The sequence below is a fragment of the Clostridium muellerianum genome (assembly GCF_012926525.1).
In the GTDB taxonomy this organism is placed as follows: Bacteria; Bacillota; Clostridia; order Clostridiales; family Clostridiaceae; genus Clostridium_AM; species Clostridium_AM muellerianum.
The window spans coordinates 72,454-94,789 of the sequence record NZ_JABBNI010000011.1 but is presented as its reverse complement, the minus strand read 5'-3'; the positions used below and the strand labels follow the sequence as shown (position 1 = coordinate 94,789).

The 22,336-nt window shown below is 29.1% G+C and carries 17 protein-coding genes, 1 pseudogene and 1 other annotated feature; of the genes and pseudogenes, 4 read left to right on the top strand and 14 right to left on the bottom strand.

The window, feature by feature from the left end; genetic code table 11:
* Positions 1 to 514: 514 nt before the first annotated feature.
* Together HBE96_RS06035 and HBE96_RS06030 are read right to left on the bottom strand one after the other, a co-directional pair.
* Complete coding sequence (locus HBE96_RS06035; RefSeq protein WP_169296856.1) at positions 515 to 1,438, bottom strand: ribonuclease Z; 924 nt, start codon at positions 1,436 to 1,438, stop codon at positions 515 to 517.
* Positions 1,439 to 1,465: 27 nt separating this feature from the next.
* On the bottom strand, positions 1,466 to 1,618 hold the full coding sequence (locus HBE96_RS06030) for a YbaK/EbsC family protein (protein WP_243186842.1): 153 nt from the start codon (positions 1,616 to 1,618) through the stop codon (positions 1,466 to 1,468).
* 271 nt (positions 1,619 to 1,889) lie between these two features.
* On the opposite strand from HBE96_RS06030, the gene pgtP reads away from it, so the two are divergent.
* Positions 1,890 to 3,224, top strand: a complete 1,335-nt coding sequence (pgtP, locus tag HBE96_RS06025; RefSeq protein ID WP_169296855.1) for a phosphoglycerate transporter protein PgtP — start codon at positions 1,890 to 1,892, stop codon at positions 3,222 to 3,224.
* Between the two features lie 142 nt (positions 3,225 to 3,366).
* Here pgtP and HBE96_RS06020 read toward each other — a convergent pair whose 3' ends face one another.
* From HBE96_RS06020 to HBE96_RS06010, 3 genes are all read right to left on the bottom strand, one after another.
* Entirely contained in the window at positions 3,367 to 4,788 is a 1,422-nt protein-coding gene (locus HBE96_RS06020; protein WP_169296854.1) for an amino acid permease, read from the bottom strand.
* Positions 4,789 to 5,303: 515 nt separating this feature from the next.
* Positions 5,304 to 6,137: a DNA-binding domain-containing protein gene (locus HBE96_RS06015; RefSeq protein ID WP_206154845.1), complete on the bottom strand. Its 834-nt coding sequence runs from the start codon at positions 6,135 to 6,137 to the stop codon at positions 5,304 to 5,306.
* Between the two features lie 2 nt (positions 6,138 to 6,139).
* Complete coding sequence (locus HBE96_RS06010; RefSeq protein WP_169296853.1) at positions 6,140 to 7,396, bottom strand: sensor histidine kinase; 1,257 nt, start codon at positions 7,394 to 7,396, stop codon at positions 6,140 to 6,142.
* Between the two features lie 636 nt (positions 7,397 to 8,032).
* On the opposite strand from HBE96_RS06010, the gene HBE96_RS06005 reads away from it, so the two are divergent.
* The 3 genes from HBE96_RS06005 (at position 8,033) to HBE96_RS05995 (ending at position 9,994) form a co-directional block, all read left to right on the top strand.
* Entirely contained in the window at positions 8,033 to 8,341 is a 309-nt protein-coding gene (locus HBE96_RS06005) for a hypothetical protein (RefSeq protein WP_169296852.1), read from the top strand.
* Between the two features lie 220 nt (positions 8,342 to 8,561).
* Complete coding sequence (locus HBE96_RS06000) at positions 8,562 to 9,083, top strand: phosphatase PAP2 family protein (RefSeq protein ID WP_169296851.1); 522 nt, start codon at positions 8,562 to 8,564, stop codon at positions 9,081 to 9,083.
* A 329-nt stretch (positions 9,084 to 9,412) separates the two neighbouring features.
* Positions 9,413 to 9,994 carry a 5' nucleotidase, NT5C type gene (locus HBE96_RS05995; RefSeq protein WP_169296850.1) on the top strand — a complete coding sequence of 194 codons (582 nt, stop codon included), beginning with the start codon at positions 9,413 to 9,415 and terminating at the stop codon, positions 9,992 to 9,994.
* 136 nt (positions 9,995 to 10,130) lie between these two features.
* Here the strand turns inward: HBE96_RS05995 and pduB are convergent, their stop codons facing one another.
* The 9 genes and pseudogenes from pduB to HBE96_RS05945 all read right to left on the bottom strand — a co-directional run bounded on the left by pduB (position 10,131) and on the right by HBE96_RS05945 (position 22,332).
* On the bottom strand, positions 10,131 to 10,838 hold the full coding sequence (gene pduB, locus HBE96_RS05990) for a propanediol utilization microcompartment protein PduB (protein ID WP_169296849.1): 708 nt from the start codon (positions 10,836 to 10,838) through the stop codon (positions 10,131 to 10,133).
* A gap of 594 nt (positions 10,839 to 11,432) precedes the next feature.
* Positions 11,433 to 12,065, bottom strand: coding sequence for a Type 1 glutamine amidotransferase-like domain-containing protein (locus tag HBE96_RS05985; protein ID WP_169296848.1), 633 nt, complete (start codon positions 12,063 to 12,065; stop codon positions 11,433 to 11,435).
* 85 nt (positions 12,066 to 12,150) lie between these two features.
* Positions 12,151 to 12,410, bottom strand: a binding site (T-box leader).
* A gap of 367 nt (positions 12,411 to 12,777) precedes the next feature.
* Positions 12,778 to 13,554, bottom strand: a complete 777-nt coding sequence (gene istB, locus HBE96_RS05980) for an IS21-like element helper ATPase IstB (protein ID WP_342590157.1) — start codon at positions 13,552 to 13,554, stop codon at positions 12,778 to 12,780.
* A pseudogene (gene istA / locus HBE96_RS05975) lies at positions 13,554 to 15,157 on the bottom strand (IS21 family transposase). The gene istB and the pseudogene istA overlap by 1 nt, the downstream one beginning before the upstream one ends.
* A gap of 284 nt (positions 15,158 to 15,441) precedes the next feature.
* Positions 15,442 to 17,493 carry a TniQ family protein gene (locus HBE96_RS05965; RefSeq protein ID WP_169296845.1) on the bottom strand — a complete coding sequence of 684 codons (2,052 nt, stop codon included), beginning with the start codon at positions 17,491 to 17,493 and terminating at the stop codon, positions 15,442 to 15,444.
* Between the two features lie 77 nt (positions 17,494 to 17,570).
* On the bottom strand, positions 17,571 to 18,089 hold the full coding sequence (locus tag HBE96_RS05960) for a hypothetical protein (protein ID WP_169296844.1): 519 nt from the start codon (positions 18,087 to 18,089) through the stop codon (positions 17,571 to 17,573).
* 159 nt (positions 18,090 to 18,248) lie between these two features.
* On the bottom strand, positions 18,249 to 19,364 hold the full coding sequence (locus HBE96_RS05955) for a TniQ family protein (RefSeq protein WP_169296843.1): 1,116 nt from the start codon (positions 19,362 to 19,364) through the stop codon (positions 18,249 to 18,251).
* Between the two features lie 26 nt (positions 19,365 to 19,390).
* A complete protein-coding gene (locus HBE96_RS05950) occupies positions 19,391 to 20,320 on the bottom strand; it encodes a TniB family NTP-binding protein (protein WP_169296842.1) in 930 nt (309 codons plus the stop codon).
* Between the two features lie 170 nt (positions 20,321 to 20,490).
* Positions 20,491 to 22,332, bottom strand: a complete 1,842-nt coding sequence (locus HBE96_RS05945; RefSeq protein WP_169296841.1) for a Mu transposase C-terminal domain-containing protein — start codon at positions 22,330 to 22,332, stop codon at positions 20,491 to 20,493.
* Positions 22,333 to 22,336: the final 4 nt, after the last annotated feature.

Sequence of the window (22,336 nt, the reverse complement as noted above, 5' to 3'; positions counted from 1 at the left end):
ATTATTTAATTAATCAATAGCTAACCTATAAACATAAGAACATATCTATTGATAATAAATAAGATTGGGGTGATACCACCAAAATTTTAAACTTTTGTTCAATATTTTAATCTGTAGAAAGAAGAGGGATACACCAATGGGCATTTAATGTTATGTCTAGTAGGTTCTGATTCAAATAATATATTCCCTTAATTTTAATGTTTCTATTCTAATTTTCTATAAGTATATTTTTTTAATATATTAAATTAAAGTATTGAATGGTATTGTTAGGTTAAACAGAGATCAATAAAAGTAATTTTTCTATTTACCTGTTATTCTTAGTCAGGATTTTAGACAATTGCTACAGAAAGGATGGTTGTTAGGATTCAAATATCTGAAAATGAGCTTATTGAATTAGGATCTACTTAGCAGCTGGTGTGTATATGATAAGGGCATATATAAACCAGCTGCTACACATTTTTTTGACCTTAATATTCAAAATATATAACTAGAAAAACATAATACTTTTATAAAATTATTTAAAATTTAAAGTTGATACTTTTCTATCTTTACCCAAAAATGTATTTTCAAATATGTTTGTTGCACTTAAAATATAATCTTCAGGATTTACAAGGGAAGGACTAAAGTGAGTAAGCCATAGTTCCTTTACCTTAGCTGCTTTTGCAATCGAAGCTGCTTCTGAAAAAAGCATATGCCTATTTTCTAATGCTTTTGAAAGTTTTTCATCATCTCCATACATTCCTTCACACACGAATATATCGGATTCTTTTACAAAAGAAACAAGTTCTTCTGTAGGTCTAGTATCTGTACAATAACTTAACTTTAGTCCTCTACGATCTTCTCCCAAAACCATATCTGGCGTATAGGTTTTTCCTCCTTGTTTTATACTTTCCCCTTTTTGCAGTAAGTTCCATAACTTTAAAGGCACGTTATTAAGCTTTGCTTTTTCAACATTAAATTTTTTACTTCTATTTATATTTATACTGTAAGCAAGGCAAGGCATAGTATGATATACAGGCTGTGCCCTCAACTCTATGTCACAAATCTGAATTATCTTATCTTCAAAATAGCTTCTATCATTAGTTGGAAGTTCTATTAACTCTACATAATACGGAAGCACTGGAGCTACCACTGTAATCCCTTTTACTACTTCTCTTAGTCCTTCTGGTCCAACTATGTATAAAGGTTCTCTTCGACCAGAATTTGCTATAGTAAGCAAAAGTCCAGGGAGACCAATCACATGATCAGCATGATAATGTGTAAAACAAATTACACTTATATCTTTAAATCCCCAACCTAAAACTTTCATAGATACCTGAGTACCTTCTCCGCAATCTATTAAAATTTTTTTCCCTTTATAAGATACTAATAAAGAGGTAAGATTCCTATCTGGTGTTGGCACATTACCACCACATCCAAGCAAACAAACATCAATCATAAATATACCTCTTTTCTTAAAAATTATTTATTCTTCGCACACATCTACCCATTCAGCATTAGTAAGTCCTTGAATGCTTAAGGGCTCTATCTTTAAAGCAGTTCCTTTTGGCCCTGCTGCAAGATATACAAAATCAAAATCTTTTATATCATATACGATTATTACAATTATAGTAACCATGTTGTATTATGTCAATTCATAAAAAAATTTAAATTACAGTTATATCTTAATCATAAAAGTCCATAAAAATTAATATAAGTAATTTATATTAATATTTGCTCAAATCATTCCTAATATGATAATTATTGACATAATTAGTCACGTATGTTATTATTGGGTTAAATGAAATATTGATTGCTTAAGAGATTTAGAGTCGAGCAAAAATAGAGGTTATTCGCATTGTTAACCTTTGTTATTTGCTTGACTTTTTTTACAAAAGGAGGAATTGTTTATGTTGAATTTTTTAAAACCAGCACCACACATCGCAAGAATGCCCGAAGATAAAATACCGTCAGCTTATAAAAGATACCGTTTACAAATGTTTTTAAGCATTTATTTTGGATATTTCATTTACTATTTTGTAAGAAGTAACTTTGCACTAGCTAAAGTGTATTTTATTCATCAAGGGTTTACAAAAACCGAAATCGGTTTCGTAGCTTCCGCTCTAGGATTTGCCTATGGAATAAGTAAGTTTGTTATGGGAAATGTCTCTGATAGATCTAATCCTAGATTTTTTCTAGCTATAGGCCTTATATTGTCTGGAGTGGTTAATCTATTTATACCTAATGCTCCAAATATCACACTTATGTTTATATTAATGTTACTAAATGGTTGGGCTCAAGGTATGGGTTGGCCTCCATGTGGAAGAATAATGACTCATTGGTTCTCGGACAATGAACGTGGAGTTAAAATGTCTATATGGAACACAGCACATAATATAGGTGGTGGCTTTATAGCAACTATCGTTTTAATTGGTGTATCCCTTTTCGGAACATGGAAAGGATCATTTTACTTACCTGGATTAATCGCAATTATAGGTGGATTTGTATACATGATATTTGCACGAGATACCCCTCAATCTGTTGGATTACCTCCAATAGAAGAATATAGAAATGATTATCCTGAAGTTGAAGAAAATGTAGAAAATGTAGAAGCAGAACTTTCAGCAAAAGAAATATTATTTAAATACGTATTTAACAATAAACTCTTATGGTGTATCGCTTTAGCAAACGTTTTCGTTTACTTGGTTAGATATGGTGTTATAAACTGGGTACCAACATATCTTCAAGAAGTAAGACACTTTAGCACAAAAGATTCATCTATAGCATTTGCATTATTTGAATATGCAGCAATTCCAGGAACTATAATAGTTGGATGGATTAGCGATCATATTTTTAATGGCAGACGTGCTCCAATAGGAATAATATGTATGGTTGGTGTTGCAATAGCAACAGCTGTATACTGGAAAAGTACAAGCCCTTTAGCTATAAATTGTGCATTGGCATCTATTGGTGCATTAATATATGGACCTGTTATGTTAATAGGAGTTAGTGCCCTGGACCTTGTACCAAAGAAAGCAGCTGGAACAGCAGCTGGATTTACAGGATTATTTGGATATATGGGCGGAGAAGTTTTAGCCGAAATGGCTATGGGATCTATTGTAGATAAATTTAGTTGGAATGGTGGCTTTATAATGTTACTTATTTCATGTGTTTTAGCAATATTTTTCTTATCATTTACATGGAATACTCATAACATAAAGCAAAAGGCTACAGCTAACTGTTGATCATGTTATATTTTTAATTTAATAAAATGACTACTGTATTCATTACACAAAAGTAAAAAATGCATGTTAATATTTCATTAAAAACACCTATGTTCTAATTGAACATAGGTGTTTTATTCATACACATAAATAATTATATTAGTTAATTAATCACCTTTTTGCTAGTATACTCATTATAGCTACTTTCACTTTGTAATAAGCTATTTTTATGTGAATATACTCCGTAAACAACTACCCCTAACGCAACCCATATTCCAAAATATAACCATGTTGTTTTTGATAAACTAAACATAAGAAATACGCAACATGCTACTGCTATTAGAGGCAATACTGGAACTAAAGGTACTTTAAAACTTCTCTCTAATTTTGGATGAGTTTTTCTTAGAATAATTATAGATATTGCTACAAGTGAAAATGTTGCTAGAAGAACCATATTTGTAATATCAGCCAATTGCTTTATATCTGCAACACCACTTAATAAAGCACTTAGACATCCTACTACCCAAGTTGAAAATACAGGAACGTTTGTTTTTTTATTTACACTACAGTATTTTCTAGGAAGTAATCCATCACGACTCATTGAAAATAATATACGTGACGCTCCGTAAACGTATGCAAGTATAACTGCTAAAATTCCTATAACTGCTCCTACTGAAAGTAAGGAGGCTGCCCAACCTTGACCTACAGAACTTAATGCATAGGCCATAGCATCACCAACATTTAGCTTTGTATAATGAACCATTCCTGTTAAAATCAAACTAACTATAACATATATAAGCGCACATCCTATCATTGAAGCAATAATACCTATTGGTAGGTTTTTTTGAGGATTTTTTACCTCTTCAGCAGAAGTTGAAACCGCATCAAAACCTGCAAAAGCAAGAAATACAGATGCTGCACCAGCAAATACGCCTTTAAAACCAAATGGCATAAATGGCTGCCATCTCACTGGCTTCACAAAGAATGCACCTACAACTATAAATAGAGCTATAACACCAAGTTTTGTAAACACCATAACATTATTTATCTTTTTGCTTTCCTTAGTTCCTCTTGATAGAAGAAGAGTGATAACCAATACTATAACTACTGCTGGAATATTTATTAATCCTCCCTGGCTTGGGATATTTACAAAAGCACCTGGTAACTTAATTCCAAATTGTTTTAGTAAACTGTTGAAATATGATGACCAACCACTAGCTACAGTTGCAGCACACACTGTATACCCAATAAAAAGTGACCAACCAACTAAATGAGCAATAAATTCACCTAATGATACATAGATATAGGCATATGCGCTTCCTGATGTTGGAATTGATGATGCAAATTCAGAATAACACAAAGCTACAAGAGTGCAAGCAATTGCAGACGCAATAAATGACAAAACTACGGCAGGACCTGCATCTCTTGCAGCCACAACACCTGCTAGTACCATTACTCCAGTTCCAATTGTTGCTCCAATACTCATCAATGTTACATCAAATGCACCTAAAGACCTTTCTAGAGAATTATTTTTATTATTGTCTAAAATAGAATTTACGTCTTTTTTTCTAGCAAATAAGTTCATATAATAACCTCCCTTAAAAAATATGATTACAACTAACTGTAAAAGTTATAACCTATTATAGATCTATGGTTTTTAACTATATCAAAAGGCTTTTCTTCACTCAATATGAAATATGTGTTATAAGCAAGTAATGTATGAAGGTATCCTTTATGATTCACTTTAAAAAATTAAATTCATTTCTTTGATGTTTATAAATAATCTTTATGTAGAATTCTTATATTTTCTTATCTCCCAAAGAATGTATCCTATAAATATAAATGAAAAACATACAATTAATTTATTTGAATAATTAGTTTTTCAATTGAATAAATTGAAATTAATTATACTAGTAATTTCATAATTGATTATACTAGACCGACTACAAAATGCTTCAGGCTGCTTCAGATTGCTTCAAAATATTTAATCAAAAAAATAAAATGCTTTTAAAAATTCTGAATTTTCAAAAGCATTTTATTTGATATTATACTTATACAACCACAACATGTAAAACTTTACACTTAATATTCAGCAAATTTTTAGTAGTCTTCACACTGCAATAACAATCCTTCAAAAAACTTACTTATTATTACCTTGCCTCCTGTTTTATTCTTTCCCTTTATATAATCCATTTCAGCTTTAACACTTACAAAATCAAACATACCCTTAGAATAATCCTGAAAACTTTCATTATAATAATCTTCTATTCCTATATATGCAAGATTGGTTAATCCAATTTTAATTGCTCTTCTTATTCTTTGTTGTACTGTTTTAGGGTTATCTCCAAGCATAGAACTTAATTCGTTAAAATTACATTCATCAAATGATTTTTTTGTCTCCAATAGGTACATACAAATTTTAATAATATCATTCGTTCCTTTTTCACCTAACATACCAAACCTACCTAGAATATGCTTTATTATTTTAATATTATTGTCTTGTGATTTCTTTTCAGGGCTAACGTCTTTAAATACTTTCTTTATACCATCAAGCATATTTTCAACTTCGATTTTCTCTGCCACCTTACTTGTAACTTTTTCCACCTCAATTTTGTTGATAGGTTTACTAATAAAAAACTCAATCCCAGAATTATAAGATTCTTCTATTAACTTTGCATTTGATACCTGAGAAATCATGATAAACTTAATCCTAGGGTTTAATAACTTTATTTCTCTTACTAAACTATTCCCATCTAATTTAGGTAGAAGCAGATCAACTAACACAATATCAGGATTGCAAACCATTATTTCTCTAAGAGCTGTTTCTCCATCATTAGAACTTCCTATTATTTCACCTAACTCATTTTCTTCAATCAAGTTAGTCAATATCTTAACAATACTGGCATCATCATCAATAATATAATATTGCACCATACTTACCTCCTAAATGAGTCTATTGGTATTTTTATTGTAAAAGTTGTACCTGTATTTTTTACAGATTCCACAGATATACTTCCTTTAAAGATATGCTGAACTAAATCTTTTACCAAGGTAAGACCTATTCCTCTGCATATACTTCCAGTTTTATCATATTTAGTAGAAAACCCAGGACTAAATATAAAATCCAAATTACTTTCATTTATGCCTGTCCCATTATCAGATACAATAAAAATGTATTCATCTCCTATCTCTTTGATCTTCAGCTTAACTACCCCTCTTTTTTTGCTATCTATAGCTTCTATTCCATTAAAAATAAGATTTCTTATGGCCGATACCAAATAAAAGTGTTGTGAAACATAAAAATCACACTCAGCCTGAAAATCCAGTTCAATATTTAATTTTTTGCTTATTATGTAATCCTTTGTATCTAATTCTAAAATACTTATAATATCTTTTATTTTCATATATTCAACATCTATTTTTTCATCAGACATTTCTTCGAGTCCTCTCATAACCCTGATATAATCCTTCTTAATCTCATGAACATCTTTAGCAATATCAAGGGTAAGATTCTTCAGTTCTTCAGAATAATTATTTTTAGAAACAATCTCGTAGGCTGAAAAAGACTTTTGCATTACATCTTCTATTTCAGAAGCATTCTTATTCATAAAATATATTTCACTTTTAAAACTAGACATCATTAACATCAACTTTCTATAACGTTCTTCGTGTTCTTCTTTTATAAGAAATGATTTATAATGTTTCATTGCTATTAATATAATCAAGGCCATTAAAGTTCTTACACAAGCCACTATGAAAAGAGCCTTAATCATATTACCATTTTCACCAATTATTTTAGTTCGAACACTTATTTCAACAACATTTGAAATAAAATCGCAGCAAAGTACCGAAAGTATAAATCTTGTTAGATCTTTATTCTTACTCTTATAATATAAAAAGTAAAATATAAATCCATAAATAGTAAAAAATATTATTTGTGGTGTAGTTATTTTAATGGTTTTCATAAAATTCATGTTACTGGAATAAACCCATATAAACCTATAAAGCGTACACGACACTCCTGTTAATATAGCTGTTCCTATAGGATTTAGCTCAATATAATTATAAAGAAATATAGGAAATATAACTACCGAAAGCGCTATAGTAAAATCTTGAATTAAAAAATCAAAATAAATTTGTGATGCTATAACTACACCAATTACAACTATAAGTATATGTTTTAATCTTTTCATCCGAATACACTTTCCTTTCGCTTACTTCAAGAAACTCAATAACTCAAACTCATCAGTGGACACGTGAATTTTACTTCCATATTAACTAAAAATTTGAATACACCCTCATAATATATTTTAGCATAATAAAGAACATCTCTCAATTTTATCTATGTGAAAGTGTTAGAATTGCTATATTAGTGCTTATTATAAAAATGTTATTGCTTTTTTATTTTATATTTATTTGCACATAACTCTATTAGGCATATGAAAGAAAATAGCAAGTCAAAGATGTTAGTATATTTTGCGATGGACAAGGAAACAGGTTCCGCTGATAGTTGTTCTATCAAAGGGTTCTGTTGACGCAGTATGACGCAAAATATACTAACATACTGACTTGTTATTTTTTTGAATATGCCTTAGTGAAACATCCCCTTCTTTGCGTCATATACAATTTATTTGTTTAACAAATATATAAAGTTTAATTAAAATAGTTTTAATATTCACATAACATTTGCATGGTAACATTAAATTCAAATAAACACTTATAGATATAAACCTATTACAATTTTAACTTTTAAATTTATACTACCTAAATAAATTCATATTATTACTTTGAAACATTTAAAAATAATTAGAAAGAGAGGTAAAGTTATTATGAGCGAAGATGAAAAGAAACTATATAATGTATTATTCCCTAATGACAATAATCGATATTACATAAATTATGCATATTTTACTGGTGGAACTATGAGATCATTATCAATATTAAAATCTAAAATTAGAAATAGTTATATAGATGTTAACTTACTTGAAGGAGAAAAAGATGATGGTTCATTCTTTATAAGAGTATTACAAAAAGATGTAGATATATTTTTGAATATGATTAAACCTTTAAAATATAGTGAAAGAAAAATACCAAAGAAGTATATTAGCAAAATCAAACTTTTATTTGGGGATAATTAATATTAAGCTATTGTAATCCTTAATACATGTCCTCTCTGTAAGTTCAAATATTATTGATTCTAGATACATATTATGTTTTTTCAAAAATTCTTTTGTAAACCATTTTTTATATATAAATGCTTTATAAATTTATATTATTATTTTAAGTTTACTTAACAATATCTTAAAATGTTCTTAAAAATAAGCATATATAATGTATTTAAAGGGGGGCTGATTTCCTATGAAGATACTAAACTATATACAGCATGGCGATACATTTTTACTTAAAACAATTAATATGTCACTGAAATGTAAATGTCTAGATTTTATTATGCCATTAGTTACTCGTTTAGCATCTAACTTTTCACTAATTACATTTTGTCTTTTTACGGAATTAAATCCAAATTACTTTATTCGTATAGTTGGAACAAAATGTACAATTTCTTTAATACTAAGTACTATTACTTCTCAAATATTTAAAAAAAGTATAAGTAGAATCAGACCATTTTTAATAGTAAATAACCTAAATATAAAAAAGATCGGAATAGATGAATATTCTTTTCCTTCAGGACATACAACAGCAGCTTTTACTATTTGTACTATGATTTCATTGTTTTATCCACCTATAACTTTTTTCCTTATACTATTAGCTTCTCTTGTTGGTACATCTAGAATTTATTTAGGAGTACATTATCCTTCTGATGTATTTGCCGGCGCAATTTTAGGTACTTTATCTTCATTCCTAGTTTTTTATCTAATATAAATTGCAGTAAAACTTATAATATTGGTTATAAAATGTCTTATTACCTACTACAACTTTGAAAAGGAAAGGTGAATTAAAAATGTTTGATTATGACAAACAGCAATTTATAATTGTTAGTATGATCTTAATGATAAGTTTATTTATAACCACAATTTCTAAAACATTGTATAACTCTAATTACAATTCAAAACAACAAATTAGCATTCCTAGCAAATTTATTACATTCATTAACTTAGAAGAAACTCCCGATGAAATATCAAGAAACTACCAAACTTCCATAATTAATTCTATAAATTAACAAAAAATGAAATTAAAGGTTGGTGTTAAATATGAAAAGTCTTAATATATGTATTGATATTGACGGAACAATTACTGACCCTTACTTTTGGCTAGATATTGCCAATAAATACTTTAATAAGAATGTAACTATTGATAAAGTAACAGAGTATAAAATTGATATAGTTATGGGAGTAACTAGAGATGAGTATTATGATTTTTTTAATAAAAACAAGTTCAAAATGCATAATGATAATGTGAGTTTAAGAGAAAATGCTAAAGAAGTAATAGAAGAATTAATAAAACTAAATAATATTTATTTTGTTACTGCCAGGGATAAAGATCTAAAACTTCTCACCTACTCTTACTTAAACAACAATGGTATTCCTTACGATGATGTTTTTGTTCTAGGTACTCATTATAAAGTAGATATGGCTCGAAAACTTAAATGTGATATATTTATAGAAGATTGCTATGAAAATGCTTTGCAGTTATCAGAAAATGGTTTTAAGGTATTACTTATAGATACTAATTATAATAGAAAACCCGTAAATGAAAATGTAACAAGAGTGTTAAACTGGAATGAAATATATAAAATAATAAAAGAAATGCCATTATGTAGCAAGGCTATATAATAGCATTTCTTTTGCTCAATTATTCATTCCACTTAAACTGTTTATTCTTATCTACAGTAATATCTCAATTTTCAAGGTATGATGATCTAAATTCATAATTATCAATATGAATAATAAAACAATCTTAATTAATATATTAAATATAAGGTTTTCCTGTAATGGATACAGGTTTTTCCCCCATTGATTTAGCAATAGATAATCCTACTTCTCTAGCAGCAATTACCGATTGTCTTACAGCATCTGAATCTCCTGTTATAGTTATGGTGACTTCGTTTGAATGTGAAGTCTCTTTGCTGCTTGGACTTAAATAATTAACAAGTTCAACATTTGCAGTTTTAAGCGCAGTATCTGCCATTACAACTCCAATTCCTGCTGGAGCACCTACAATTATTCCAAAGGCTTTTCCTATAGGAGCACCAAAGCCTTTATTCAAAGCAAAACTTGCCCTTGCAGTATAGTGCAAGTCTAAATGACCTGCATCAAATAAATAAACGTCACCAAAATTTCTTTCTGTATTACTAAGCGTAATTTCCACTGCCTTTCTTACATCAGATACATCTTCTGCTGCAAGTATGATTAAACAACCATGTCCTGCTCCACCCTTTGCATCTCTTGGAAGTTCAATACTTACTACTTTTGTATTAGTCGCTTTCACAGCTTCATCGGCAGCCATAATTTGCGAACCCACTCCTGTTCTATTGCTTATAATTCCTATGGAACGATGTCCATTATCTAATCCCATATTATCATGCAAAGAACTGTCCACATTTGCTATAACAAGACCTACTGTATCTCCATATTTTACTGATCCTACAAATTCAGTTATTGGTGATGCTACACTCATTATTTATTTCTCCTTTTTGAGGTGAATGTTTCTTTTACCTTTTACCTCTTTTAAATTTTTATCTTCTGATTTTATAATTTTACTAATTTACTTCTTCGGAGTCAAATTTTTTTAATCCACTCTTTTTTATCTCTTCTAAAACTTTTAGTTTCTATCACTTCTAATACTTCTTGTTTAAGTTATTCTTTTTCATTCCAAATGTCAGTTATAACTCATAACAAAGAAAAACTATGATTGATTTGTATTTACAAATTAATCATAGTTTTTATAAACTTATTATTATACACTTGTAATTATTAGCTATTATGAAACTTACCAATTTAATTTAATCAAATAAGCATATGTGGGTTATAATTAATATTGTCATAAAATACTGGCTAAAATATATATTTTTATATTTTGAAGCTGTCATAATTTATAAGTATCTTTGCCACAATCCGTATTAATTATAAGATAAAATGTCCTAATCTGTATTCGGCAATTAAGCAGTCCTTACAGGCTTATAACTATAAAAATATCATTCTAAATACTTATGCAAACCAATGCCCTTAAAAATACTAAAAAAGTTATTTCGTTTAATAAGAAAAATACGTATTATCCTATTCTCTCTATTTTATCGTCTAGAACTAACAATGCTTGGTCATTGTTTAAACGAGTAACCTCATAATTATATTTTGCTTCAAATTCTAAAATTCTTTCTGCTAATTCTGGATGGATGCCGCAATGTTCTTTAAAGTGAGGCCATATTCTTACATCTACTGCATTTAATGTGCTCATATCTGTTGTATGAAATATGTTATCTTCTGGATAAAGATAATTTAAAAGAAGGTTATCCTTTCCTAAAATATATGAGCCACAACTTAATCCAACCATAATTTTACCATCATCAATTAACCTTTTTAATATGATGTCACCACCAGTCCTCTTAAGATGGTGCAAAATATAGAAGGGGTATCCGCCATTTAAAAAAATAATATCATAATCTTGTAACTTATGTGGGTCTTCAAATTCAATATCAATGAAATTAACATTTTTAAATCCCATTTCATGAAATGTGTTTTTTACCGAAATCATTTGATGATGTTTTTCTTTTAGTTCAGGTTGTGATGTAGTAACAATGACTACTTTAAATGTTGAAAAATCTATATTTTCAGGAAGTAATTCGTAAAATGCTTCTTTTATTTTCTCTGTACATAATCCATATGCGGTTAATAATAATCTTTTCATATAAATGTCCTCCATTCTTCTATTTTTAAATATTTAGCTTATTAGGTATTAATAAATAAAAAAGCTCTCCTCCTTTACTCTATATTTCAAGGACGAGAGCATATGCTTCGTGTTACCACCTTAATTTATCTACATTTCACAATGCAGACCTCTTCAAGTACGGAATATAAATATATATTCGATACTCTGACGCTATAATGGGCGTTCCCATGGTAGCCTATACATTTATAGTAGTCGGTACTAAGCTCCAAGACCATTTTTAATAATGCCTTTTGTGCTTCTTTTCAGCAAACGAAGCTCTCTGTAACATATCTCATTATCTACTTTCCTTTTCGTTGCCTTTTATGGATTAAATTACAAAAATTGTAATCTAAAAACGTTGTTTTGTCAAGTGAGAGTTATATGGATAATATTTGCTTCACAAAATATTACTACTACTGAAGTACATTTTTATTTAAATACATTATCAAAGCTATAAAATCCTACAACATTTATTACCTATAATTAGTTACAATATTAATTATTAATATATTTTATAGTATCATAATGTCACAAAGCCTTCTTTTTATAATATAAAATACCATAGAGTGTATAATATTATTCGAAAATATATTTTTTATTTCTGTTATTTTATACCCTAGCTGTATTTTATACATTAAATTTCTTCCAAAATATACTCAAAAATACTTCCACTTTTTATAGAAACAATTTATTAACTAGGCAAATTTTCAATCCATTTTTTAGTCTCTTTTAACCTGAAAGAATTACCATTCATATTAATCATATATGACTTATAAGTAAGTCTGTCAGTCATTGCTGCTGTCATTACTGGATCTTGAAATATCTCTCCCCATCTGTCGAAAGACAAGTTAGTTGTAACTATTGTTGATTTTCTTTCAGTTCTTAAAGATAAATTTGTAAAAAGAAGTTCTGCACCCTCCTTATCAGCAGAAATGTATCCAAATTCATCCAACACTACTAAATCATATTTTTCAAATTTGTTTTGATAAGCTCGAAGAGTTCTGTTTGATCTGCATTCTTTGAGTTGATTTATAAATAAAGGTACAGTGGTAAATAATACTTTGTAACCTTCAAAGCATGCTTTTATGCCAATTCCTATGGCTATGTGAGTCTTCCCCGTACCAGCATTTCCAGCCAATATAATATTTTGACCTTCTTTAATAAAGTCTAACGACGATATAATTTTCATTTTTTTCTTTGCATCTTCTGGAAGATCATCAATAACCAAGTCTTCAAGATATTTTTTATAAGGAAACTGAGCAAGTCTTATCCTATTTTTCTTGCTATTTTCTACTCTTGTATCGTATTCTGATTCTAATAATTTCAATAAAAATTCCTCATAGCTTATATCATTTATAGTAGCTTCTTGCATAATGGGTTCTAAATTTTTTCTTATTGAAGATAACTTTAGATATTCAGTGTATTCTTTTATAGATTTAAGAATTGTTTTTTTATTTTTATCACTCACTAATTTATCACATCCCCATAAGTTTCTTCTTTAGAAGCAGCTGAAAGCATCTTTGTATAGTATCCAAGCATTTCTTTTGATTTATCTATGGTTTCAGAGCTTCTGTTTTCAAAGTAGTTATTATATACATCTAAGGAGTCATCTCTATTACATATAAATTTTATTTTTTCAGTACTTATATCCATAGAATTGGTTGATAGTATTACTTGAATTGCTTTTTCAATTTTCTCCAATCCATTTTCTCCTATAAATTTTAACAACTCGATAAATTCTTTTTCTTTTTGGGTATAATAACTACTGTATATTTTTTTTAGTCTGGAATCCATTTGTTTAACAGCTACGCTGTGAGTAAGTGATCCAGGCTTTTTTGTTAGAGTATTTAGATAATGATCTATATTAAATATCCATTCATTAAACCCATATTTTCTAACATGTTCTGCAATTTTCTTATTGTTATAGAAACATATTATTTTATTAGAATATTTTTTCACCCTAACTAAGCAATTGATATACTTATCTGATACTGAGTAATGACATGTATCAGTAACTATGGTTGAATACTTATCAACTCTTAAGTCTATAATTTCAGCTGTTTCATACATAGGCATTCTTGGAAGAATATATTCTTTTTCTTCGCCAAACATTTGTGATGCACTTTTATTACCATAACTAGGTTGAGATTTGTTATTTAAAGTATCGCAAATACTTTCAAGATAAGCGTTAGCTTCTTCTAAAGATTTAAAAGTATCTTTATCACAAAAAGCCTTATGTCTTATATAATCAACACTCCTTTCAACATGACCTTTTTCATTACCTGAATATGCATTACAAAATCTGAAATTAAATCCATAATAAAGCGATAGCTTTAAGAGCTCATCTGTAGGTTCTTTTTCTGTTCTACCTATAAATTTTTTCACCGCAACTTTCATATTGTCATAAACCATAGTTTTATATACACCTTGAATTTTTTCAAAGAATAGTGCATGTGATTCTAAAAAACAGTTGGTATTTTGTTTTGGAAACAATCTAGCATATCTGTAATTACCATGTGCTGTAGTAAATACAGCCATCTGGTACTCTCTTAAAATATTATTATCTGTGTATAATTTCACAGTACCCCAATCAAATTCACAGCATTCACCTAATTCATATTCTTGCTTTATATAGGCCTCTCGGCCTTTCCTTTGAATATCATTAACTGCTTGAGCTACCGTTGTATATCCTATTTCTATACCATCAGATAGTAAAGCTTCATATATATCAATTTTCCTTTTTTGCTGTTTACTCAATCCTTTAATTCTCTTAGTTTCATTTTCTTTTAAATAGTATTTTATTCTTTCTACAACCTCCTCAGTTACAACTTTTCTTTTTTTTTACCACCATGATACTTGGGAGCTTCTACTATATCTGATATGATATCTGCCTTTTTTACATCATCTCTATCTTGAAGATTATTAAGTTCTCTAAGCTTTTCATCATACTGTCGTATATATTTTCTTATAGTATCTCTAGCAATACCAGTTTCTCTTTGTACTGATCTTTGTGATTTCCCTTCTCTATAATATTTAAGAATTATTTGTTGCTTTTCATTCAAGGTAATCATCTCCACCAACTCCTCTTAGGTTAATTTTCCATAAGAGGATTTATTTTATGTAAAGTGGAAGAGTTTTTTAATAAATTTATGGTATAGTCTTAGTATGTAAAAAACCCTAGCTATAATCTTAAATTTACCATACCCTATAGATATCTTAATTATCATCAATCTGTAAAAACAAAAAACTCTGTATAAATTTTTAATTACAAATCTACACAGGTTTTTTCGAGAAAAATATTCGATTTTATCTTTATAAGAAACTGTTCAATTACCTCAAAATGTTTTATAGCGCATTAACTATAATACTGGTTAATAATATTCCTAGTAAACTCTAGTAATTCTGGAGATCTCTCTATATAATGCTCGCCTTTAGATAACTTTAGTGAAATACTTCTAATAGACTCCCGAATCCCATTCTTAAAACTCTCTACTATAATATCTTCAATCTGCTTCTTATGTTGATATTGAATTGTAAACTTTCTTTTATTATTATATTGATCAATTTGATTGATAATCCACTTTTTAAGCCCTACTCTTGAATTTTTTGGATTATCCAAACTAATTTTCAAGTCACTACACAATTTTTTCAGAGTTAACCTAGTACAATTTATGCTTTCTATATAACTTGAAATTTGTATTTTCATATTAATATTATACTCCAGCCTCCGCATGTACTGCTGTAACTTTCTAACTTTAGCTACAAACCCTTCCATACCATTAACTTTATAATAATGGAGTGTTATTACTCCTGTTTTGCATATGTTGAGCTGATTTATATTTATATTATTTTTCCAAAGATAATCTATAGCGATTTCTAGCTCCTTATTCCAGTCTGTTCCTTGATTTTTGTATACCTTAACATTTGAAACGCGATTATTCAGAATACTTTTATCAAAATAAAATAACTCACGTACTTGTGGTAGCCAGTAATAATAATAGTACTGTAGACTATTCCACCCATATACTAATTTTCCTAGTTTCCTAATTTCACCCTTCATAGAAAGTAAGTATCTAAATTGCTCTACTATGTTATCAGGTATATTCATTGAGTCTCCTTTGTACTCATCAGGCAAGAGACTCATATTAAGTAAATATCCTCTAATTTTATTAATTAAGTAGAAATGTATACTTAATTTTTCAGCAATTTGCCCTATACTCATATTTTGTAAAAATAACTCTTTAACCTTTGTTATATTATCAAAGAATTTACTATCAATTGTTTGCCAACATTTATTTACTTGATTAAACTCATAAACGATATAACAACCCATACAAACATATTGATTGAATCGCTGCCTACGTTTGTACGAATATCCATCAAATTCCTTAATCGCTAAATTTTTACCATAATATTTACACCATGGTGATAAACATACTGTATTTGCATCTATTCTATCTACCACTTTATCTTTCTTTTTCAAAGAATTTATATAAGATTGTGGTACTTTAACACGAGAAAAATCTTCAAGAGATATTCTTTTTTTTCTTACAGTTGTGAATATTGTATTAAGCGTTACTAGATGTTTTTTCTTTTTTTCATTAAAAATATAAGCAAGATTTCTGGTAATAGCCTTACTAAGAATATCGTTTTCCCAAGAATTAAAATATGCCTTCTGATTTTGGGCAACATACATACATTTAGCAGCTAGTGATTGTTCATTAGTTAGACCATAAATTGGGTTGTTAATTATAATTTTAGGGTTTAGCATACACAACCAATCGTTATAATAACCTAATTGTGTCTCTATATTCTCATACCTGACTTCTTCACATTGTTTTATCTTACCAAGATCTTCTCCACACTTACAACACCTGTTTTCAGAGAGTTCTATTGAATAATACTTTTGTTTGCTTTTGCACTTGGGACAAGTATCTTGTAACCTCAGCTTATGTTTATCGCAAATATCTATTTCTCTTACCTGCCATAACAGTTTATATATGCCTTCTTCATTTAAACACTTAGGACAAAATCGCCTAAAATTACCTACTAATTTATTACTTAAAACACATCCATATTCATTTGGGTTCATATCATGAACATATCCTAATTTGTAAAATATATTAGCAAATGTCATTCCCTCAACTTTTTCCTGGAACTTATTTAAAATATAACAAAATCCATCTTTATTTAGGAATCTGAATGGGAGTGTATCCAATCGAAATGCAATAACATAATAAGAATGCCTACCTACCATATTACTAAATGAATAATGGAAATTAAATTCATAACAAATTTGCTTTAACAAATCCTTTGGATCAATATAAAGTAGATTAGCCGACCTCATTAAGTACCCACTTAGTGACTCACCTTCCTTAATTTGAGGTCTAATAGGTAATATATCCATTCTTAACATTCTCCTTTTAAAATAATTGTATATATTTTACATTACTGAAGAAAATTTATTATTAATTCATTTATTTTTCATTTCACATTGGATCTTATAATCTTATTATGCAATTTTATTTTGCATGTTATATCCGCTGTAATGTCTGGATATCTCCTCCATAATATATTTCTAATAATACCTAAATGAGCATATAAATCTTTTGACTTTATAATCTTATTATTATGGATACGTAAATAATTATTTATTTGTTCATTCAACATTTTTTTATTCTCTTCTAATTTAAGTAGTTCTTGTTGTTTCTTAAATTTAGAGATTATTTCATTTCCACCCCAATTTCTTATTGTTCCTGCAGATATTCCCATAGCATTACATACAGTATCAAGTGTAATTTTCTCGCTCCCCTTATGTAGCTCGCCTAAACATTTCTGAATTCTTAACTTATTAACATCAGTATTCTTTCTTTTATTTCTTTTTATTTTCCTTGTATTTAGTTCATAAATCACATCTTTATGAAATCTGTATAGTAAATATTTCCTGTAACCGCCCCAACATTTCCATGAACTAATTTCTTTAATAGTCATATTATTTTTCAAGCCATCTAAGAATAATTCTAATAGTGTATTATCAATTTTACATGTCTCATTACTTTTTAGAAATAACCCTCTTAAATTAAAATAAGCTAAAGCTCTCTTTAACTGATCCTCAGATAAATCTGTAATGTATGATAATTTTTCTAATGATATTTCTTCATTTCAACATTCATTTAATAAGTTATAACTCTCAATATAATTAGTTCTTTCATGAATATTCCCAGATTTATCATAGGCATACTCACATCCACATTCTGGACAGAACATATAATATAAAAGTGACTTTCCGGAAATATGTTTCTTTTCTGAGGTTCCTGTTTTTATAAGTTTGCCTTTTGCATTAATACTGTTGCACCATGGAGATATACAACTAGCAGAATCTATTTTTCTTGTAGATTTTGGATTGACTGAGTGGATAAATGTATCCGGAACATTCATATTTAAGAATTGTTGCATGGAAGTATCATTATCATATAGAATCTGAATAATAGTAGTTAAATGAAGTGCATTTTTTTGACTTGCAGTTCCCCTTGCATGCTGCAATATCACTGCCAACCTATTCTTTTCTTTAATCGAGGCCTTCACGTTGTTCCTATTAAATTTATCATTCTTATTATTTAAAATATATAAAACTTTATATCCGATATCTCTTGGGGTAAACTTATTATATCTTTCATATAACAATGTGTTCCAGGTTTCACATAAATACTTCTGTTTTTTTAAAAATTTGTAGTCAAAGTTTTGATTCTCAATTTTAAAATCTAACTGGTTACCACAATGTGGACACAAACCCAATTCTCTTAACTGCTCATATTTTATTAATTTATTACAAAATAGACATCTATCCAACAGTCTTACTTTGTGCTGATTACACATTTTTATACCTTTTACTCGCCAAATCAATCTGTTGTAAGCTTTTTCTTTCAAGCATAATGGACAATAACGAAATTCATAGTCAAAGATTCCTGAAATCAATCTTGATCTTTCTACTTCGCCATTTTTACAAAACTTTTCTAAAACCTTATAGAATGAATTATTAATTAAACTTTCACTGCTATATCCGGTCCTTTCTTCATATGAATCCCTATCAATATGTCCTAATGGTGCAATATCTAAAATGTTTATTTCACTAAATTGTGCATAGTCTTTTGTGGAACTTTTTATCATGTTCCAAAATGCTAGGTAGGATAACCCATTTTCTTTAGAAACCCTAAAAATATAACTTGATATTGACTCATCTCTGAATATTTCTAATCTTACTGTTAGTTTATTAGTCATACTTATTTTCACCCCCTATATATTGACTAAGTTTGCTCAACTGCATTTTCAAAGTCACTTTCCATCATATCCCCAACTATATTTTTATATGCAACATACAATAAGCCTACATTTATGTTTATTTTTGAAACATCGTTAAAATCTGTATCATAAACTCCTGCCAACCTATAAGCCTCTTGAATAGTCTGTGTTATAATAGATACTACACCTTTACTCATTTTAAAAAACATTTCAGGAAGTAATGTATCCATATCTCCTAGTCCTAAATGCTGTTCTGGCCTAATTTGTTCTTCTATTGCTTTAAGAAATAAACAAAACTCTTTGTCTAATTGTGTGAATCGTTCAAGTTCTACTTGAGGAAATCTTCTAAAGTATTGAAAACTCAACTTTCGCAAACATTCTATTTCCGGTGTACCTATGCAGACCAATGAAATATTAGCCTGATTTCCTATATGCTTAATAGCTTCCATTGCTTCTTGAGGTTTAACATATTTACTACTAAGTATATAATTCATTTCATCTAAAATAAGCATTTCTACTTCCTGCTTTTCAAGTAAATTAAACGCCTGTCGTTTAACTTCTCCTATAGAAGGTCTACCAAATCTTTGAGGAGCACCTAATGCCTTAACAATGGATTGATACAATTCAAGTATAGTAAATGGATCAGGTAGTTCTAAATATACTACTGGTTTAATATCATACTCTATGCCATTAACTACTTTTGTATATCCTGGATTTTGTTCAGCATACTTTTTTACCATATTCGACTTGCCCACGCCTGATTTTCCTATAATGAATAAGTGATCTAGGTTGTTGCCCCCTGCTCCAAACTTGCCAAAACACCTCATAGACATGAATTTATTATATATTTTTTCGATTTTGGAGTGATGAATATGAATATTAGCAATTCTCTGTGCAAATTCTTTAGCTTCTCTAGCTTTGTCAATAGATTCCATATCTTTTTACTCCCTTCTTTTTCTAATTACTTTGCTCTTTGTACTTGTTCTTTTCTTTATTATTTATACGAATCAGATCCATCTTATTCCGTTTTCTTTCAACTTCTAAAATAAGTAATAAATGTATTCCCAACTCGTTCTACAACTTCATCATACTCATTGTTCATTATTTATTTCCTTTCTTTTTTGCTTGCCTTTTTAATAATTTCCTCTAATGACAGTTGTGATGAATCTGATTTAATAGTTTCTGGCTCTGCAACTGTTACTGGTATTCCTGCTCTTTTTGCTAATTTACGTATACTCTTATTAGCCTTATACTTCTTTTCAGTTCTTTCTCTTAATTCTGCCTTAGCTTCACTAATATCATGTGAATCAAGAATTAATTTAGCCTTTTTCTGACCTATTTCCTTTCTTATTTCTTTTAATTTTTTAAAGGTATATTCATTCATGCCTTTCAATTCATCATAAGATGGCTTAACAGCACGAACTTCAACATATTCCTGTGTAATAGGGTGGTATAAAAATACTCTTGAAATATCATCAGGATCATATTTAACTTTATATTTTTTATCCCTATTTCCAATATTATCAATCAAATCTTGTGACTTATAAATGCGATTATTAAATGTAATACCATCTCTTGTGTAAGGCTTCATTTCAAAAGGCAAAAGTTCCATGTAAATCTTTTCTACATCTAATACATAATCCGGAAAACCTGATGTATTAAGTCCCTCATAATATCGCAGAATTGGTATATTAGAATCATCAGGTAAACCTTTATGCTCCTTATAGTGATAAATATCAGTTATATAAACACTGAGTAACTCTTTTAAGTCATCTAAAGTTAAGATGGCTTCCTTTTCAGCGTTATATTCCCCCAAATCTTGAATATTGCTCTTGGTAGTCCCATCTAAACTGTGTATGAGCTGTGAATCAAGTGTACCAAATAGTCTTTCTATAGTTGCACCATATTGTGGAGTTTTTACTGGCCTATATATTACGTGAGATTCCATAACATCTTCTATCATTCTTCTAACTTCAGAGGATTTAAACTCCGGGCCATTATCTAAATAAATAATTGTAGGAACCCCAAATACATCCCAGTCCTTCCTAGTTTTATATACTTGCTTGGCTTTTTTAGGCAAAAGGCCATTAAGCAATGCTTTTCTCACTTTATTTATTGATGGTTCTTCAAAAGATATGTGAAAACACCACACACATCTACTAAATAAGTCTATTCCCATTGTTACCCATGGTCTCCCAATAACAAACCCTGTTTTATCGTCTATAACTTGAATATCTAATAGCTTATGGTCAATTTCAATTATATGAAGTGGAAATAAAGCCTCATCTGTAAATCCACGCTCAACATCATCAAAGCTTCTAGCTGCTTTAGCCCCCAACCTCATTCTTGCTTTAATTTGAGGTTCTATTCTGTCAAGCATTTTTCGAATTGTAATAGGTTTTGGCACTTTCAGCTTATCTTTTACACAAAGTGCACTAATTGAATCATACGTTTGTGAATAGGAAATATTTTTTAATGTAAGAAACTCCTTTTCAATAACCCCTTTAATTATTGGTATATACTTATCATCCAATCTTGTGTTTACTACTCCAAGTACAGTATCAGGCCTCCTAGGATGGTTAATTATTATCTGCTTATTATCCTTTCTAAACTTATATTCTTCACCTGATCTTGGAATAAGACCTTCCTCTCCCCATTTGAAATCTTCATTTTCTGCTTTTTTATATTCTGCTAAATAACGTTTTATAGTTCTTGTAGATTTTCCATACTTTTTACTAATACAGTCTATTAATTCTCCTTGCGTTACTTTGTCAATAGTCTTATCCTCCACAAGATATTCCTTATACACTTCCTGAAATTCACAAATAGCTTTTACATCACCAGATTTAGCTTTTTCAAAAACCAAGATCGGCCTTATTATCTCTAATTTTTGAGACACTATTTCACGCTTCTCCTCAGTAATTGAATCAAGTATACTTTTCCTCATAATC

What these genes read in the sequence shown, in the direction of transcription:
- HBE96_RS05950 (WP_169296842.1), bottom strand. Translation starts at nt 20,320, where the DNA reads ATGGAATCTATTGACAAAGCTAGAGAAGCTAAAGAATTTGCACAGAGA.
- pduB (WP_169296849.1), bottom strand. Translation starts at nt 10,838, where the DNA reads ATGAGTGTAGCATCACCAATAACTGAATTTGTAGGATCAGTAAAATAT.
- HBE96_RS05965 (WP_169296845.1), bottom strand. Translation starts at nt 17,493, where the DNA reads ATGGATATATTACCTATTAGACCTCAAATTAAGGAAGGTGAGTCACTA.
- HBE96_RS06035 (WP_169296856.1), bottom strand. Translation starts at nt 1,438, where the DNA reads ATGATTGATGTTTGTTTGCTTGGATGTGGTGGTAATGTGCCAACACCA.
- HBE96_RS06010 (WP_169296853.1), bottom strand. Translation starts at nt 7,396, where the DNA reads ATGAAAAGATTAAAACATATACTTATAGTTGTAATTGGTGTAGTTATA.
- HBE96_RS05995 (WP_169296850.1), top strand. Translation starts at nt 9,413, where the DNA reads ATGAAAAGTCTTAATATATGTATTGATATTGACGGAACAATTACTGAC.
- HBE96_RS05985 (WP_169296848.1), bottom strand. Translation starts at nt 12,065, where the DNA reads ATGAAAAGATTATTATTAACCGCATATGGATTATGTACAGAGAAAATA.
- HBE96_RS06005 (WP_169296852.1), top strand. Translation starts at nt 8,033, where the DNA reads ATGAGCGAAGATGAAAAGAAACTATATAATGTATTATTCCCTAATGAC.
- HBE96_RS06030 (WP_243186842.1), bottom strand. Translation starts at nt 1,618, where the DNA reads ATGGTTACTATAATTGTAATAATCGTATATGATATAAAAGATTTTGAT.
- HBE96_RS05945 (WP_169296841.1), bottom strand. Translation starts at nt 22,332, where the DNA reads ATGAGGAAAAGTATACTTGATTCAATTACTGAGGAGAAGCGTGAAATA.
- HBE96_RS06000 (WP_169296851.1), top strand. Translation starts at nt 8,562, where the DNA reads ATGAAGATACTAAACTATATACAGCATGGCGATACATTTTTACTTAAA.
- HBE96_RS06020 (WP_169296854.1), bottom strand. Translation starts at nt 4,788, where the DNA reads ATGAACTTATTTGCTAGAAAAAAAGACGTAAATTCTATTTTAGACAAT.
- HBE96_RS05955 (WP_169296843.1), bottom strand. Translation starts at nt 19,364, where the DNA reads ATGACTAATAAACTAACAGTAAGATTAGAAATATTCAGAGATGAGTCA.
- HBE96_RS06015 (WP_206154845.1), bottom strand. Translation starts at nt 6,137, where the DNA reads ATGGTGCAATATTATATTATTGATGATGATGCCAGTATTGTTAAGATA.
- pgtP (WP_169296855.1), top strand. Translation starts at nt 1,890, where the DNA reads ATGTTGAATTTTTTAAAACCAGCACCACACATCGCAAGAATGCCCGAA.